Here is a 14,248-nt window from a genome sequence, read left to right as displayed (position 1 = left end):
TCTAATCCTCTTATTTCGCAGATTGCTCAAAGTGGTAACGACCTGTTTTTAATGCACTTGGGCCAAGTCTGCCGTATTTGAACATTAAATACATTTCCACCACGAGGAAGAGCGTATATAAACCGCAAAGTAACCCGATTGAGAACCAAAGCTCGCCCGTAGTTAATGCAGAGTTCGCTACGCCCGTTGGCAACATTTCATAAACTGCCCACGGCTGACGGCCATATTCCGCCAAGAACCAACCGCTTTCAATCGCAATCCACGGTAATGGAATACCCCATAATAAGGCTTTTAAATAAATTGGGTGTTTTTGCACCGTGCCACGCAAGTTTTTCAAGAATGCGATACCGATTAACAATAACATCAAACCACCTGAAAGCATCATAATACGGAATGCCCAGAATGTTGGACCTACGTTTGGAATGGTATCCGCTGCCGCTTTTAAGATTTGATCTTCCGTTGCGTCCACCACTTTATCGGTATATGGTTTTAACAATAAACCAAAGCCAAGATCTTTTTGCACCGCTTTGAACGCCGCTTTATCCTCTTCGGTGTAGTTACCTGAACGTAATTTTTCGAGTAAGCCATAAGCCACGATACCGTTACGCACACGCTGTACGTTTTCCGCACGCAAATCTTTCAAACCTTTGATTTCTTTGTCGAAAGAACGGGTGGCGATAATCCCTGCCATATATGGGATAGAGATTGCCGTTTCGTTTTTCATTTCCGCCGAATTTGGAATCACGAACGCATTCCACGCAGCTGGGGCTGGGTGGGTTTCAAATTCCCCTTCCATTGCCGCCAATTTCACAGGTTGTGCTTTACCGATTTCGTAGCCTGATTCATCACCCATAATCAATACAGAGATGATCGCCACTAAACCAAAGCTCGCACCCACAGAGAATGAGCGTTTCGCAAAGCCAAGATCACGACCTTTTAAGATGTAGTAAGCACTGATCCCTAACACGAAGATCGCACCACAAGTATAGCCTGCGGTTACGGTGTGTAAGAATTTAGACTGCGTAACTGGATTTAAGAAAAGTTCTGAGAAACTTGTCAATTCCATTCGCATTGTTTCAAAGTTAAATTCTGAGGCAACAGGGTTTTGCATCCAACCGTTTGCCACCAAAATCCACATTGCTGAGAAGTTAGAACCGAACGCGACTGCGTAAGTTGCTAGTAAGTGTTTACCTTTTGATAAACGATCCCAACCAAAGAAGAAAATACCGATAAAGGTAGATTCTAAGAAGAACGCCATTAAGCCTTCAATCGCTAATGGTGCACCAAAGATATCGCCCACATAGTGGGAATAGTAAGACCAGTTTGTTCCGAACTGGAATTCCATTGTAATACCAGTCGTTACCCCCAAGGCAAAGTTAATACCGAATAACTTACCCCAGAACTTAGTCATATCTTTATACACTTCTTTACCCGTGGTTACATAAAGGGTTTCCATCACCACGAGGACGAAAGAAAGACCCAATGTTAATGGCACAAATAAGAAGTGATAAAGGGCAGTTAAAGCAAACTGCAATCGAGAGAGTTCAACAACGTCTAACATCTCAAACCTCTTTTCTACTTAGCCTGAAAATTATTGATTACCGAAAGTAATCACCCCAAATAACTCGCTTTTAACTTACGCCCAACAAGAACATAACCTAAAAACGTTAGCGTTGCATTTTACTCTCAAAAGCCTAAATAAAAAACAGTAAATTTGTGTCAAATTTCACATTTTGGAAGAAAAAATTTAATTTTTTTGTGATTTATTCCCATTATTAAAAATACGATTACTTTAAGATAACAATTTATTAACAATTTCATTTTTTCCCTAAAAAATAGGCAGGATCAAAAAAGATCGCAAAACCTCACAAAACCGATGACAGACCGTTTCGCTTTTGCTAGAATCCCGAAAATTTTCCGATCAACCATTCGAAATCAATCGAAAAAACATAAGGATAATTGTCGTGAAAAAACAGATTTTAGCGATTACGATTGCACTCAGCACCGCCTTGATCGGGCAAAATGCGTTGGCGAAAAATGTCAAAACCTCGTCGCTTGCCATTGCTAAACCTAGCACCAGCAAAAGCCAAGCAGCTCCAAAACAGTGCCAACAACTGTTTAACGCAACGGACAAATTGATCGCCGAAGCTGCAAGACAACCAGGGACTCACAGCAACCTTGTGCAAAAAATGAAAACCAAACTGTCTAGCACCAAGCAACAAATTTTAAAACTTGATGTGGCAATGCAACAAAAAAGTTGCGATAAAGGCTTAGTTGCCTTGAATGATTTGGTTAAACGCTACTAATTCAATTTCAAATAAAAAAACCGAGTTAATTACTCGGTTTTTTATTTATTCTTTCAATAAATCTATCGCAAAAATCAACGCCTCAATAAAAGTGTCAATATCCTGCTGCTGATTATAATGAGCCAGCGAAATTCGCAACGTGCCAGCCTGCGATAAATAACGTAAATAGGGCTTAGCACAATGCTCGCCGCTACGCAGGGCGATTTGGCGTTCCGCCATTATCGCCGCAATGTCCGCATGATGAATACCGTCCACCACAAAACTAATGGTGCTGGTTAAATACGCTTTTCGCCCTAAAATTCGCACATTTTCGAGAAAATCTAACCGCTTGTAAGCATAGTCCAACAAGGTTTTAAGGGATTGATTTAACGCTACAAAATCCCAACCATTCAACCATTCCAACACCTTGCCAAAGCCAATAATACCCGCAATGTTCGGCGTGCCAGCCTCTAACCGATAGGGCAATTCCGCCAATTCAAGGTGGCGTTCGCTTACCGATTTCAACATCTTTCCGCCATAAACAAGGGGTCGGATTTCGGCTAATTTCGCCTCATTGCCAATCAACGCCCCCACCCCAGTCGGTCCATACATCTTATGTGCCGAGAACGCATAAAAATCCGCCCCGATTTGTTGCACGTCCACTGCCTCACAACAGACCGCTTGTGCCATATCAATCAGCACCATTGCTGGCGAATATTGGCGGATCAATTTCACTAGGGCTTCCGCAGGCTGTCGCACGCCAGTTACATTTGAGATCAGATGAAACGCCACGATCTTAGTGCGATCCGAAAGGCGATCTCGCAATAACGCAGGATCGATCTGACCATTTTCATCTAACGGCAACACGATCAACTTAGCTTGACGGCGTTCCGCAAGCTGCTGCCACGGAATAAAATTGGCGTGATGTTCCGCCACCGTGATCACTATTTCATCATCTTCTTGTAGCAGATGCTCGATCCCATTCGCCACCAAATTGATCGCGTGAGTCGTGCCACTCGTCCAAACCACATTTTCTCGACTCGCCACATTAAAGCGTTTTGCCACCAAATCCCGTGCCTTTTCATAGGCTTGGGTTTGGGCGAAATCGTACTGGCTGCGATGCACCGAACCTGCCGAACAGTAAAAATCGTTGGTTGCCTCAATCAGCACCTTCGGTTTCAAGGTGGTCGCCGCCGAATCGAGATAAACCCATTCGGGGGATCGCTCAAAGAAAGGGAAATTTGCACGAAATTGTTGGTTAATCATCATCTTTGTTGTGCTTTTCGATAAAGTTTATTGCACGGAATGCCGTCCCCATTGCCGTCCAATTCCTGCCAGCCACAAATTTTAAAATATCGCACCGCTTGTTCATAATCCGCCATTTGACGGCAACTGCGTTTGACTTGGCAATTCAAATTTGCCGAAGTCGGCTGGGTGTTTGTTACTTGGCGATTTTCCATTTGATCCCGTTTCAATTTACGCCATTCAGCGGGATCAACAGGATTCGGATCTCGCCACAACCCCACCCGTTGAGCTTGGGCGTTGGCTTGGGCTTGTTGATAAATCGGCTGGGTTTGGCGATACGCCCACGCCATTCCCTGCTCGACCAATTTCAAATTCAGATTGTCGCCCGATTCATACACTACCGCCAACATACGCTGATATTTGTCGTAACCCGTAACCGCAAGGGTAACTTGCTTTTTGAAAGCAAGGCTGGCGAGGGCTTGCTTGGCTCGTTGCCCGAAGGGTTGAGCCAGTTCAGGGGCATCAATATGCACCAACCGCACTTTGATTTGAGCCTTATCTTTCAAGCAAGTGAGAGTATCGCCATCACTAATTCCCACCACTTTACAGCTCAATTCCCGCTCAACCGCCATTGCAAGCGGTGAGATAATCAAAAAAATCGCTAAAAGCCGTTTCAGATATTTCACGAGATTTTTTCCAATAAGGTTAAGGTTTCATAATGTGCCGTGTGGGGAAACATATCGAACAACTGCACTTTTCGCAGGCGATAGCGAGTGAGCGAAACGAAATCTTTCGCCATTGTTTCCGCATTACAGCTTGAATAAATGAGATAGGGCGAACCGAGTTCGTTCAAAAATTCCGCTAATGGCTTGCCAATGCCTCGCCGAGGTGGATTGACGATCACCAAATCGGGCGTTTTTTGTTCACTATTTAAGGCAAATTGTGCCGAGTCGAGGGATTGAAACTGCACATTTTGCAAGCCTAAGGCGGCAGCGGATTGGGTCGCACTCGCAATCGCCGAGGGGGAAATTTCAATCCCCGTTAAAGTTACCGCAGGATTTTTGGCTTGCAAGGCTTTGGCACAATGTAAGCCAAATCCGCCCACCCCACAAAAGAGATCCCACAAATGCACAATCGGCAATTCGCTAACCCACTGTTGAGCAGTCAAATAAAGTTGGCTCGCTACGCTTGGGTTGGTTTGAAAAAAGCCCTGCGGACGAATAAATAACGGCACGCCGTTAAAACGTTCTTCAATCACCTTGCGTGGCGTGAGGAAAATTTCCGTTTCCCCCTCTAACACCGCCGAATGGTTGGGCTGAATGTTCAAACTCACCACCGAATCCGCTGGCAATTTGGCTAAAAAAGCGGGCAATTCCCGCTCAACAAGCGGTCGTTTTAGCTCACTTTTTAGCACAAAACGGATCATCAGCGACCGATTGTAACGGCTTTCCGTAATCAAAATATATTTCAACTCGCCCTTTTTCTTGGCGATATTGTAAGGCACTAAGCCTGCCCGCCCGATAAAATCTTTGAGGATCGGAAAAAGCTCGGCAAAACTCGGCGGATAAAGGGGACAATCGCAGAGATCCACACCACTTTGCGGATCATTGGGATCGGTTAAAATCCCCAAAATCGGGCGTTCAACGCTACCCGACACTACCATTTTTGCCTTGTTGCGAAAACCTGCCAACGGCGAAAAAATCGGCGGTTGCCATTGTTCTTCGGAAAATTTTTCAGAAAGCAACCCCTTGATGTTCGCCGTTTTTGCATCGATTTGGTTGGCATAATCCTGATCTAACCATTGGCAAGAGGTGCAACGCTTCGCCTCAAAATGGGGGCAAATCAGCCTTGCCCCCTGCTCGCTATGCTGCATTTTGGGCTTTCCATTCCAACCATTGATCCTGCAAGGCTGAAAGCTGTTGGGTCATCGCTTGCCAACGAGGGCTACGCTCTAATTCTTGCCACGAGAAGGATTTACGCTTCATTAGGGATAAATGGCGTTCTTGCTGGGCTTCGGTTGGTTGATATTTCAAGCCGTCCAACACTTGCACTACGCCCTCTGGCTCGTTGCACAACAGTAGCAAATCGCAACCTGCGTTAAGGGCTTTTTCGCTACGTTCAACATAGTCGCCCATAAAGCCTGCCCCTTTCATTCCCAAATCGTCCGAGAAAATCACGCCGTTAAAATTGAGCTGTTGGCGTAGCACCTCTTTCAGCCAATAGTGCGAACCGCTGGCGGGTTGGCTGTCGCATTGGGTGTAGATAACGTGAGCAGGCATAATCGCCGATAGCTTGCCCTTGCCGATCAACTGTTGGAACGGCTGAATATCGTGGCTGAAAATTTGCTCACGAGGGCGATCATCAAACGGCGTTTCCAAATGCGAATCGGCGATAACGTGTCCGTGTCCTGGGAAATGCTTGCCCGTGGTCGCCATTCCCATTTCCAACATTCCGTCAATAAAGGCTTCCGCAATCGGCAGAATATCCTCAGGCTGTTCGCCGAACGAACGGTCGCCAATCGCCTTACAACAATGCCCTAAATCCAGAACGGGGGCAAAACTTAAATCAATGTCGAGGGCAAACATTTCCGCCGCCATTAACCAACCGCTCTCTTTGGCGAAATGTTGCTGTTCCTGCGGATTTTTGCCCAATTTTAGGAAAGATTGCATTGCAGGCAAGCGGGTAAATCCCTCACGAAAACGCTGCACCCGTCCGCCCTCTTGATCTACCGTAATTAACAACGGTTTTTTAACCCGTTGGCGAATGGATTTAATCAAGGCTTGAATTTGCTCACGGTCGTGAAAATTGCGGGTAAACAAAATCAAGCCAGACACCAACGGATGCGACAAAATCTCTTGTTCTTCAACGGTCAATTCTTGACCTTTAATATCAATCAGTAACATATTTCCCCCTATTAAAAAGCCCTTGAAGATCAAGGGCTTTCGATTATTTCGCCGAATTTTTTGCTTGATTGCGTCTCATCACAATGTTCAATAATTCCACCACCAGCGAGAACGCCATTGCAGTGTAAATTGCTGATTTTGGAATGTGCAAATCAAAGCCCTCGCCCACCAACGCAAAGCCGATTAAAATCAAGAACGCCAAGGCTAAGTTTTTAATGGTTGGATTATGTTCCACAAAGTCGCCAATTGGTTTAGCCGCAAACATCATTACCCCTACGGCAATCATAATTGCAATTACCATTACAGGAATATCATCTGCCATTCCTACTGCGGTAATTACCGAATCCAACGAGAACACAATATCTAAAATCGCAATTTGAATTAAAGTTAAAAAGTAGCTCGCTTTTTTGCTCTGCTCGGCTTTCTCTTCTTCGCTTTCGCCTTTGATCGCTTCTTTTAATTCCATTGCACTTTTCACGATTAAGAACAAGCCACCGAGGATTAAAATTAAATCACGCCCTGAAATTTCTTGCCCTGCGAACATAAATAGCGGATTGACTAATTTCATCATCCACGACAGGGAAAGCAGTAATAAAATCCGAGTTCCCATCGCTAAACCTAGCCCGATAATCCGCCCCGATTGGCGTTGATGTTCTGGCAAGCGAGAAACTAAAATACTGATGAAAATGATGTTGTCAATACCCAACACAATTTCAAGCCCAGCGAGGGTAATTAACGCCACCCACGCTTCTGGATTTGCAATCCAATCAAACATAAGGAAATCCTTTAAAAATTCAGCCGTAGCCGATCCCGTAAAAAGTTGCACATCATAGCGAGAGAACGCCGAAAATTAAAGGGGGCTAGCGTAAAAAACTCTGTAAAATTTGTGAGGTGAACGATTTACGCAGATAAAAACCTAACGGCAAACTCTGAATTTGCTCACCGTCTGCATTGATCGCATTTGTCAAAGCCTTGCTGTTTCGACCTTTCGGGCGTAACTGCAACACTTCGCCGAGGGTGGCGTTAATTTCGTTTAACCGCCCGAACACGATCAATTCCATTAACTCGTCCCAATCTAGCTGTAATTGCTGTTCCTGCTCGGGGCTTGGCGACCACAAAATCGGCTGCCCGATATGGCGATCCGCCACGGAAATTTGTCGCTCGCCCTCAACGGGAATCCAAAGCACCCGTTGCAATTTGTGCCGAACGTGGGAAGTTTGCCAAGTGATGCCGTGATTTTGCGTAAGTGGGGCAAGGCTCACAAAAGTCGTTTCAAGGGGTTCGCCCTGCCGATTGATCGGGATTGTTTTCAACTCGATCCCCAAATGGGCAAAATCTTGCTCTGGCTTACTGCCTGCTTTCGCCCCTAGCGCCGTTTCAATCAACTGCCCCACCCAGCCTTTATCTCGTTTTAAATCGGGTGGCACAGGGATATTCAATTCCGCCGCCACTTCACCCAAGGTAAAACCCGCCAACCATTGAGCTTTGGCGAAAAGGACTTGTTCGGTGGCGGAAAAGGTGGCTAATTCCATTGTTTCATCGGCTTAAAGCACAACAAGCGGTGAGATTTGATGAAATTTCAAAAAATCCTACCCCTTGTAAAAGCTACATCCACGCGTTACTGCGGATCACACCCACCGCAATGCCCTCAATCTCAAAGAATTTAGAACGAGGATCAACCACAATCGGCTCTAATTCATCATTTTCTGGGTGCAGATAAATTAACTCGCCTTTCTTTTCAAGGCGTTTTACCGTTACTTCATCATCGACCCGAGCCACCACCACTTGGGTATTGCGAGCCACATTGGTTTTATGCACGGCAAGCAAATCACCGTCATAAATGCCGATATTTTCCATTGAATTACCGCTCACACGCAGTAAATAATCCGCCGCAGGGTTGAACATTGCACCGTTGATCGGGTAATAATTTTCAACGTGTTCAATCGCCATAATCGGCGTGCCAGCCGCCACTTTGCCGACTAACGGCAAACCTTCATCATTTGCCGCTTCTTCCTCATCGTTTACCAAAATCCGAATCCCACGGGACGTACCAGAAAGCATTTCAATATAACCCTTACGAGCCAAGGCTTTCAAATGCTCTTCCGCCGCATTCGGCGATTTAAAACCAATCTCACGGGCAATTTCCACCCGTGTTGGGGGCATTCCCGTGTGTTCAATGTGCTGTTTGAGAAAATCAAAAATTTCTTGCTGACGAGCCGTTAAATGTTTGCGTGCCATTTTATCCTCTCTGTTTATTTATCCATTTTTGGTATTATATACAGTAAAATTTGATTTGTAACTAATTTTTTAGCAAAAATTTTGTGGTAAACTACCGCTTGTTTCCAACATAATGTCAAAAAATAGGAAAAAATATGGCGAGTTTTTTAAATTTTTACCGAAAATTACTCAATTTACCCCTTTCGTTACTCGTGAAATCCCGTGCAATTCCTGCCGATCCGATTAACGAACTTTCCCTTAATTTGTTGCAACCGATCCTCTATGTATTACCCTACACTTCGCAAACGGATCTGCTCATCATTCAAAAAAACTGTTTGGCATTAAACCTGCCCGATCCGTTACAGCCCAATGAAATCAATGGTCAATCTCTGCCTCGTTATGTTTTCTTAGATGAAGGTCGCCGTTTTTTCAAATCAAAAGGGGCGAAAAGCGAAACGGAAAGCCTGTTTTACCGTTATTTAGATTTACACCATAATGATGAAAATTTAGACGTTCAACTCGTGCCAGCGTCCGTTCTCTGGGGGCGTTCCCCTGGGAAAGAAAAAACCCCTTCGTTACGCTTTTTAGGTGGCTTTCAACGCCTGATTGCGATTTTATGGTTCGGGCGTGATAACTTCGTTCGCTTCTCGCAAGCGGTAGGTTTACGCTCAATTTTCACCCAAGACGGTGCAGACGAAAAAATCGCCCAAAAATTGGCTCGTATTGCCAAAATCCACTTTGCTCGCCAACGCTATTCCGCAATGGGGCCTCGCCTGCCTGATCGTGAAGTGATGTTCAACAAATTGCTCAATTCGGCGGTAATCCAAACGGCGATTCAAGAAGAAGCCACCAACAAAAAAATTTCCGAAGAAAAAGCACGCAAAGAGGCGGAAAAGATCCTCAATGAAATCGCCGCCGATGTTCGCCACGAAAGTTTGCGAATGGCGGATCGTGTGCTTAGTTGGCTTTGGAACAAGCTCTATCAAGGGATCAACGTCCAAAACGGCGACCGTGTGCGTAAGCTCGCGTTGGAAGGGCACGAAATCGTTTATGTGCCGTGCCACCGCAGCCATATGGACTACCTTTTACTCTCTTACATTCTTTATCATCAAGGCTTAGTGCCGCCGCACATTGCGGCAGGGATCAACCTCAATTTCTTCCCCGCAGGCCCGATTTTCCGCAGTTGGGGGGCGTTTTTTATTCGCCGCACTTTCAAAGGCAACCGCCTCTATTCCACCATTTTCCGTGAATATCTGGCGGAACTATTCTACCGTGGCTATTCGGTGGAATACTTTATCGAAGGCGGTCGCTCTCGCACGGGGCGTTTGCTCGAACCGAAAACAGGAATGATGTCAATGACCCTGCAAGCCCTGCAACGTGGCTTGGCTCGCCCGATCAGCATCGTGCCAGTTTACATCGGCTACGAACACGTTTTAGAAGTGGACACCTACGCCAAAGAACTGCGTGGGGCGGAAAAAGAAAAAGAAAACGCAGGCTTGGTGCTACGCGTCATCAAAAAATTGCGTAATTTAGGGCAAGGTTATGTGAATTTTGGCGAGCCGATCCAGCTCAATAATTACCTCAATCAACACTATCCAGAATGGAAAACCCCAAGTGAAGATGGTCGTCCAACGTGGCTAAATAGTGCCGTAGATGATGTGGCAAAAGAAGTAATGCTCAACATCAACAAAGCGGCAGCGGTCAATGCCAAAAACCTCGTTGGCACGGCACTGCTCGCCTCTCGCCAACGTGCCTTAACCCGTGAATTGCTAATCGAACAACTCAACAGCTATTTAGAATTGCTCAAAGCCGTGCCTTATTCTAAGGATATTACCATTCCGACCGAATCGGCTGAGGAATTGCTCGAACACGTTTTAACCCTACCGCGTGCAGGGGTTCGCACCGAAAAAGACAACTTCGGCGAAATGATGATCCTCGACCGAGAATCCGCCGTGCTGATGACCTACTACCGCAACAACATTCAACACCTATTCGTGTTGCCGTCCTTAGTCGCAAGCGTGATCTTACACCACGAAGCGGTTTCCAAAGATCTGATCCTCAAAACCGTCCATCAAATTTACCCATTCCTACAAGCGGAATTATTCCTTCATTTTAAAAATGAAGAGATCCGCACCCAAGTAGAAACCATTTTGGCAGAGTTCGCTCGCCAAAAATTGATTAAATTTGAAAGCGAAGTGTATCAAATCAACCGCCCACGCATTCGCACCCTGCAACTGCACGCCGCCAACGTGCGTGAAATTCTGCAACGCTACTACATCAGCCTCAACATTCTGCTCGAACAGCCAGAAATCAGCCGAGCAGAATTAGAAAAAGAGAGCCGTTTAATCGCCCAACGCCTTTCGGTGCTACACGGCATCAACTCGCCAGAATTTTTCGACAAGGCACTGTTCTCAACATTCAGCACCAGCCTTAAAAACGAAGGCTACTTCGACCAAGAGGGCAAAGCGATTGAAAACAAAGTTCGCCAAACCGAAGACATTCTGCGTAGCCTAATTTCCCTCGAAGTGCAGCTCACCATTCAAGGGGCAAGCACCGAAAAAGCCGAAACCACCGAAAACCCAACCGCCTAACAAGCGGTCAGATCCTCAAAAAAATAAAAGGACGCATTTTAACAATGCGTCTTTTTTTATTTCCCAAAATCCTCTAACTTAGCCTTTTTGAACATTTTTTGTGCATTTGGAAAATTTATTTCGCCAAGGGCTTGACGTGTTTTTTTTTTTTATAATGCCAAAGATTTACCTAAAAAACAAAGCAGGTAAATCTCTCACTATATTTTAAACAAAGGAAATTTCAATGGAAAATCAAGAAATACAGCAACAACACCCCCAAGAAAGTGCTTGCACTAGAATTAAAAATAAAATTATTAGTGATATTAAACAAGGATACGCACAACTAAAAGACTCAATTCAGCGTAATCCAAATGAATATCAGGAAATACGTAGAAATTGGTTTTCTGGATTAATGTTTATTATCAAATGTTATCTTCCTATTTTAGGTATTTATTCCATAGCTTCTGTTTTTCAAGCAGACATTCCTCAAATTATAAACAGTGCATTAATGATATTACTTATCATATTCTATTATGTGGTGATTTTAATCTCACTATGGGTAATTATAAATGATAAAGATTTACTAAATAAAATTGTAGCATACATAATATCTATCATAATTATCTTCATTTCATTCTGTATATCCATTTATACAAACGGAAGAGCAACATATCAAACTATTGACCTTATAAATATAGGAATAGAAGAAAATTGCAAACTAACAATCAGTTTAGTAGTTGCCATTATGATTACTTTGTTCTTATTCATATATCCTATTTACTTAATAATAAAAAACCTTAAAAAGATTAAAGAAAACGATGATAAGCATCAAAAATAAAGTGAATCGAACAATTTCCTAACACAGTAGTTGTTAAAGCTCATTACGGCTATTTTTCTCGAAAAATAGCCGATAAAAAAGCCATTTATGGCTTTCCTCGGCAACGAAGTTGCCCCATTGTAATTAATTAAAGGGGTTGCCGTGGCAACGGCAAGCCCTTTAATTCCCCGCCGAAGGCGGCAGGGGTTGCAACCATTTTAAGAGAAGAGATGAGCAAAAAGAAGTGTATTTGAAAAAATTATTCAATCACTTCGATTATAAAACCGTTAAACCACCACCATTAACAAGAGAAGTGATGCAAGCAATTAACGATGAAATGGAGCAAAAAAAGAAAGATGTTCAAAAAGGTATGTTTAATCTAAAACAGATGACTTTTTATGCCTTAATGCATTTTCTTGCTGAAAATTACCATTTCTTAACACCAACAGAAAAAGTAGATGCGTTAAATAAAGCAGGAGAACACAACGGTGCAAGCGGTAACATTTACCAAAATAATAATGGCAAAGTTGGTTATACCCTAAATGCTTTAAATGAGGATTTCCACGCCACTGTACCAACAGAATTCAACAATCTCACTAGCAAAAATAAAGTGCAAAAAGAAGAAGCGGCTAGTCGGATTAATGGTAAACCAATGATAGAAGCTCTAAAAAATACAGATAAAGCTAAAATTTTCTTAACTCGGTTTATAAATTCTGAAAATGAAAAAGAGAAAGAAGAAATATGGAAAGCAATAAAAAAAGAATCAATGAGACAAATTATGGAAACTGTGAAACAGAATCCACAAGATGCTGAATTGCAAGAAAAATTTGAAAAAGTTCAAGAGTTTGAAGAGCAACTTTCTGAAAAACAAAAAAATGAAGTAAGGCTAAATCAAAATTTTAGACAAGAAAATAAAGGTAATGAGTTTAGTAATGCTAAAAAATTAACTTTTTAAGAGGAACTTTAAAATGAAATGGTTTAAATTAGGTTTTATGTTATTTAGTTTGATTGGTTCTATTGCAAATGCAAGTGATACTTTTGCACCGCCTGTTAAATTAACCCCTAAATTGGAAAAGCAGTTTGACAATACAGAACTAAATATTGTTGCTAATAATCGGAATATGTTAGCAAATACCAATAAAGTTAAAAATGGTAAAATCTCATTTTTTGATAACAATATGGTAAGTTATCTTCGCTATTTGTCTAGGGAAGTGGATAAAATTGAAAAGGGAAATTACAACAAAGCATTATTACACACAATAAGAGCAACAGGGAAAGGGTTAATTAGAAATGCTAAAACATTTCAAGTTGCACTAGACAATCGTAGAAATGAGTTTACCCCACAACAATACAATGAGATTAAAGCAAAAATTGAAAATATGGGTGGCTATGGCGTATATATACGAAATACTGCTATTGATACTGGGATAAAGTATTACCCTAATGATTAAAATCTGAATGAAACAAAAAGGCGTAGAATAAATTCTACGCCTTTTTTGTAAAACAACCGCAACCCTTGGGTAACTTCTTTCTAAACAAACAACAGAATTCCTTTTCTTACTCTATCTATTAACAACCCTCTTTTCCAAAAAAACAAATGCACACAAAACCCCTTAAAATTACGCTCTTCTTCCTTATCCCCAACAACCTTATCCCTACCCCTAAATTTCATCATAGATCAACACAACACCCAACAAAATCATTTCCCCACAACACCTTTTCAAGATCTCTTTCACACCACTTAAAAAATAATTACGGTGCTTCTACTCAAAAAATCGCTACCTTCGTTATTCAATGCCTATTTTATCGAACATAAAAACGCAATGCAGAGCGTTCAACAGAACGCCATTGCGTTTTTGCCAATTTCCACAAAATTTCCCACCGCTTGCCGTTCTCGACTTTACGTTTTTCGCCCCCTTCGGCACTGCGTGCCACTTCCCCCGCAAGCGGGGGCAGATCAGACAGCTCTTACTAACGAACAAAGATCTCAAATTTCCACAAAACAAAATCTGCCTCTGCCTGCGAGGGAAGTACCCTGCGTAGCAGGGGGTAGCAACTGTGTTCCCTAAAAAATCTACGCCACCGTCCCTGCGGATAAATGATAGCCAGCATCCCATTTTTCATTGCGTTTGACCAACGCATTCAGAATGGTCAGCAACTTCCGCATACAGGCAGTGAGGGCGACTTTTTTGGGTTTGCCTCTTGCCAACA

The 14,248-nt window shown here is 43.1% G+C and carries 14 protein-coding genes and 1 pseudogene; 5 read left to right on the top strand and 10 right to left on the bottom strand.

What is annotated here, in order from left to right; translation table 11 throughout:
- Positions 1 to 10: 10 nt before the first annotated feature.
- Positions 11 to 1,561, bottom strand: coding sequence for a cytochrome ubiquinol oxidase subunit I (locus B0187_RS07390; RefSeq protein WP_078237227.1), 1,551 nt, complete (start codon positions 1,559 to 1,561; stop codon positions 11 to 13).
- Between the two features lie 403 nt (positions 1,562 to 1,964).
- Between B0187_RS07390 and B0187_RS07385 the strand changes: the two genes are divergently transcribed.
- Positions 1,965 to 2,306, top strand: a complete 342-nt coding sequence (locus B0187_RS07385) for a DUF5339 domain-containing protein (RefSeq protein WP_078237226.1) — start codon at positions 1,965 to 1,967, stop codon at positions 2,304 to 2,306.
- A 45-nt stretch (positions 2,307 to 2,351) separates the two neighbouring features.
- Here the strand turns inward: B0187_RS07385 and B0187_RS07380 are convergent, their stop codons facing one another.
- The 7 genes from B0187_RS07380 to lexA all read right to left on the bottom strand — a co-directional run bounded on the left by B0187_RS07380 (position 2,352) and on the right by lexA (position 8,671).
- The gene (locus B0187_RS07380; protein ID WP_078237318.1) at positions 2,352 to 3,551 is read right to left on the bottom strand and encodes an aminotransferase class V-fold PLP-dependent enzyme; all 1,200 of its coding nucleotides are present in this window, start codon (positions 3,549 to 3,551) and stop codon (positions 2,352 to 2,354) included.
- Complete coding sequence (locus B0187_RS07375; RefSeq protein WP_425432441.1) at positions 3,551 to 4,216, bottom strand: thermonuclease family protein; 666 nt, start codon at positions 4,214 to 4,216, stop codon at positions 3,551 to 3,553. The genes B0187_RS07380 and B0187_RS07375 overlap by 1 nt, the downstream gene beginning before the upstream one ends.
- Positions 4,213 to 5,403 carry a 23S rRNA (uracil(747)-C(5))-methyltransferase RlmC gene (gene rlmC / locus B0187_RS07370; protein ID WP_078237225.1) on the bottom strand — a complete coding sequence of 397 codons (1,191 nt, stop codon included), beginning with the start codon at positions 5,401 to 5,403 and terminating at the stop codon, positions 4,213 to 4,215. Before rlmC ends, B0187_RS07375 begins: the two co-directional genes overlap by 4 nt.
- A complete protein-coding gene (nagZ, locus tag B0187_RS07365; protein ID WP_078237224.1) occupies positions 5,393 to 6,433 on the bottom strand; it encodes a beta-N-acetylhexosaminidase in 1,041 nt (346 codons plus the stop codon). Before nagZ ends, rlmC begins: the two co-directional genes overlap by 11 nt.
- A 43-nt stretch (positions 6,434 to 6,476) precedes the next feature.
- Positions 6,477 to 7,208, bottom strand: coding sequence for a TerC family protein (locus tag B0187_RS07360; RefSeq protein ID WP_078237223.1), 732 nt, complete (start codon positions 7,206 to 7,208; stop codon positions 6,477 to 6,479).
- A gap of 85 nt (positions 7,209 to 7,293) precedes the next feature.
- On the bottom strand, positions 7,294 to 7,965 hold the full coding sequence (gene mutH / locus B0187_RS07355) for a DNA mismatch repair endonuclease MutH (protein WP_078237222.1): 672 nt from the start codon (positions 7,963 to 7,965) through the stop codon (positions 7,294 to 7,296).
- A gap of 73 nt (positions 7,966 to 8,038) precedes the next feature.
- A complete protein-coding gene (lexA, locus tag B0187_RS07350; protein WP_078237221.1) occupies positions 8,039 to 8,671 on the bottom strand; it encodes a transcriptional repressor LexA in 633 nt (210 codons plus the stop codon).
- Positions 8,672 to 8,805: 134 nt separating this feature from the next.
- Here lexA and plsB point away from each other — a divergent pair, with 134 nt between their 5' ends.
- From plsB to B0187_RS07330, 4 genes are all read left to right on the top strand, one after another.
- Complete coding sequence (gene plsB / locus B0187_RS07345) at positions 8,806 to 11,241, top strand: glycerol-3-phosphate 1-O-acyltransferase PlsB (protein WP_078237220.1); 2,436 nt, start codon at positions 8,806 to 8,808, stop codon at positions 11,239 to 11,241.
- Positions 11,242 to 11,464: 223 nt separating this feature from the next.
- Positions 11,465 to 12,058 (top strand): hypothetical protein, encoded by a 594-nt coding sequence (locus B0187_RS07340; protein WP_078237219.1) that lies wholly within the window; start codon positions 11,465 to 11,467, stop codon positions 12,056 to 12,058.
- A gap of 229 nt (positions 12,059 to 12,287) precedes the next feature.
- Positions 12,288 to 12,992 carry a hypothetical protein gene (locus B0187_RS07335; protein WP_143413768.1) on the top strand — a complete coding sequence of 235 codons (705 nt, stop codon included), beginning with the start codon at positions 12,288 to 12,290 and terminating at the stop codon, positions 12,990 to 12,992.
- Positions 12,993 to 13,005: 13 nt separating this feature from the next.
- On the top strand, positions 13,006 to 13,488 hold the full coding sequence (locus tag B0187_RS07330; RefSeq protein WP_078237217.1) for a hypothetical protein: 483 nt from the start codon (positions 13,006 to 13,008) through the stop codon (positions 13,486 to 13,488).
- A 352-nt stretch (positions 13,489 to 13,840) separates the two neighbouring features.
- Here the strand turns inward: B0187_RS07330 and B0187_RS10435 are convergent, their stop codons facing one another.
- Together B0187_RS10435 and B0187_RS10195 are read right to left on the bottom strand one after the other, a co-directional pair.
- Positions 13,841 to 13,972, bottom strand: coding sequence for a hypothetical protein (locus tag B0187_RS10435; protein WP_281247601.1), 132 nt, complete (start codon positions 13,970 to 13,972; stop codon positions 13,841 to 13,843).
- A gap of 139 nt (positions 13,973 to 14,111) precedes the next feature.
- Positions 14,112 to 14,248: pseudogene (locus tag B0187_RS10195) on the bottom strand (IS110 family transposase); the annotation flags it as partial.

It is taken from the genome of Haemophilus paracuniculus, assembly GCF_002015115.1.
Lineage (GTDB): Bacteria > Pseudomonadota > Gammaproteobacteria > Enterobacterales > Pasteurellaceae > Haemophilus_E > Haemophilus_E paracuniculus.
This window is presented reverse-complemented; position numbering and strand designations above follow the sequence as displayed.

Excerpts from the sequence above, each read along its gene's own strand:
- nagZ (WP_078237224.1), bottom strand. The coding sequence starts at position 6,433 with ATGTTACTGATTGATATTAAAGGTCAAGAATTGACCGTTGAAGAACAA.
- B0187_RS07330 (WP_078237217.1), top strand. The coding sequence starts at position 13,006 with ATGAAATGGTTTAAATTAGGTTTTATGTTATTTAGTTTGATTGGTTCT.
- lexA (WP_078237221.1), bottom strand. The coding sequence starts at position 8,671 with ATGGCACGCAAACATTTAACGGCTCGTCAGCAAGAAATTTTTGATTTT.
- rlmC (WP_078237225.1), bottom strand. The coding sequence starts at position 5,403 with ATGCAGCATAGCGAGCAGGGGGCAAGGCTGATTTGCCCCCATTTTGAG.
- B0187_RS07340 (WP_078237219.1), top strand. The coding sequence starts at position 11,465 with ATGGAAAATCAAGAAATACAGCAACAACACCCCCAAGAAAGTGCTTGC.
- mutH (WP_078237222.1), bottom strand. The coding sequence starts at position 7,965 with ATGGAATTAGCCACCTTTTCCGCCACCGAACAAGTCCTTTTCGCCAAA.
- plsB (WP_078237220.1), top strand. The coding sequence starts at position 8,806 with ATGGCGAGTTTTTTAAATTTTTACCGAAAATTACTCAATTTACCCCTT.
- B0187_RS07360 (WP_078237223.1), bottom strand. The coding sequence starts at position 7,208 with ATGTTTGATTGGATTGCAAATCCAGAAGCGTGGGTGGCGTTAATTACC.
- B0187_RS07380 (WP_078237318.1), bottom strand. The coding sequence starts at position 3,551 with ATGATTAACCAACAATTTCGTGCAAATTTCCCTTTCTTTGAGCGATCC.
- B0187_RS07390 (WP_078237227.1), bottom strand. The coding sequence starts at position 1,561 with ATGTTAGACGTTGTTGAACTCTCTCGATTGCAGTTTGCTTTAACTGCC.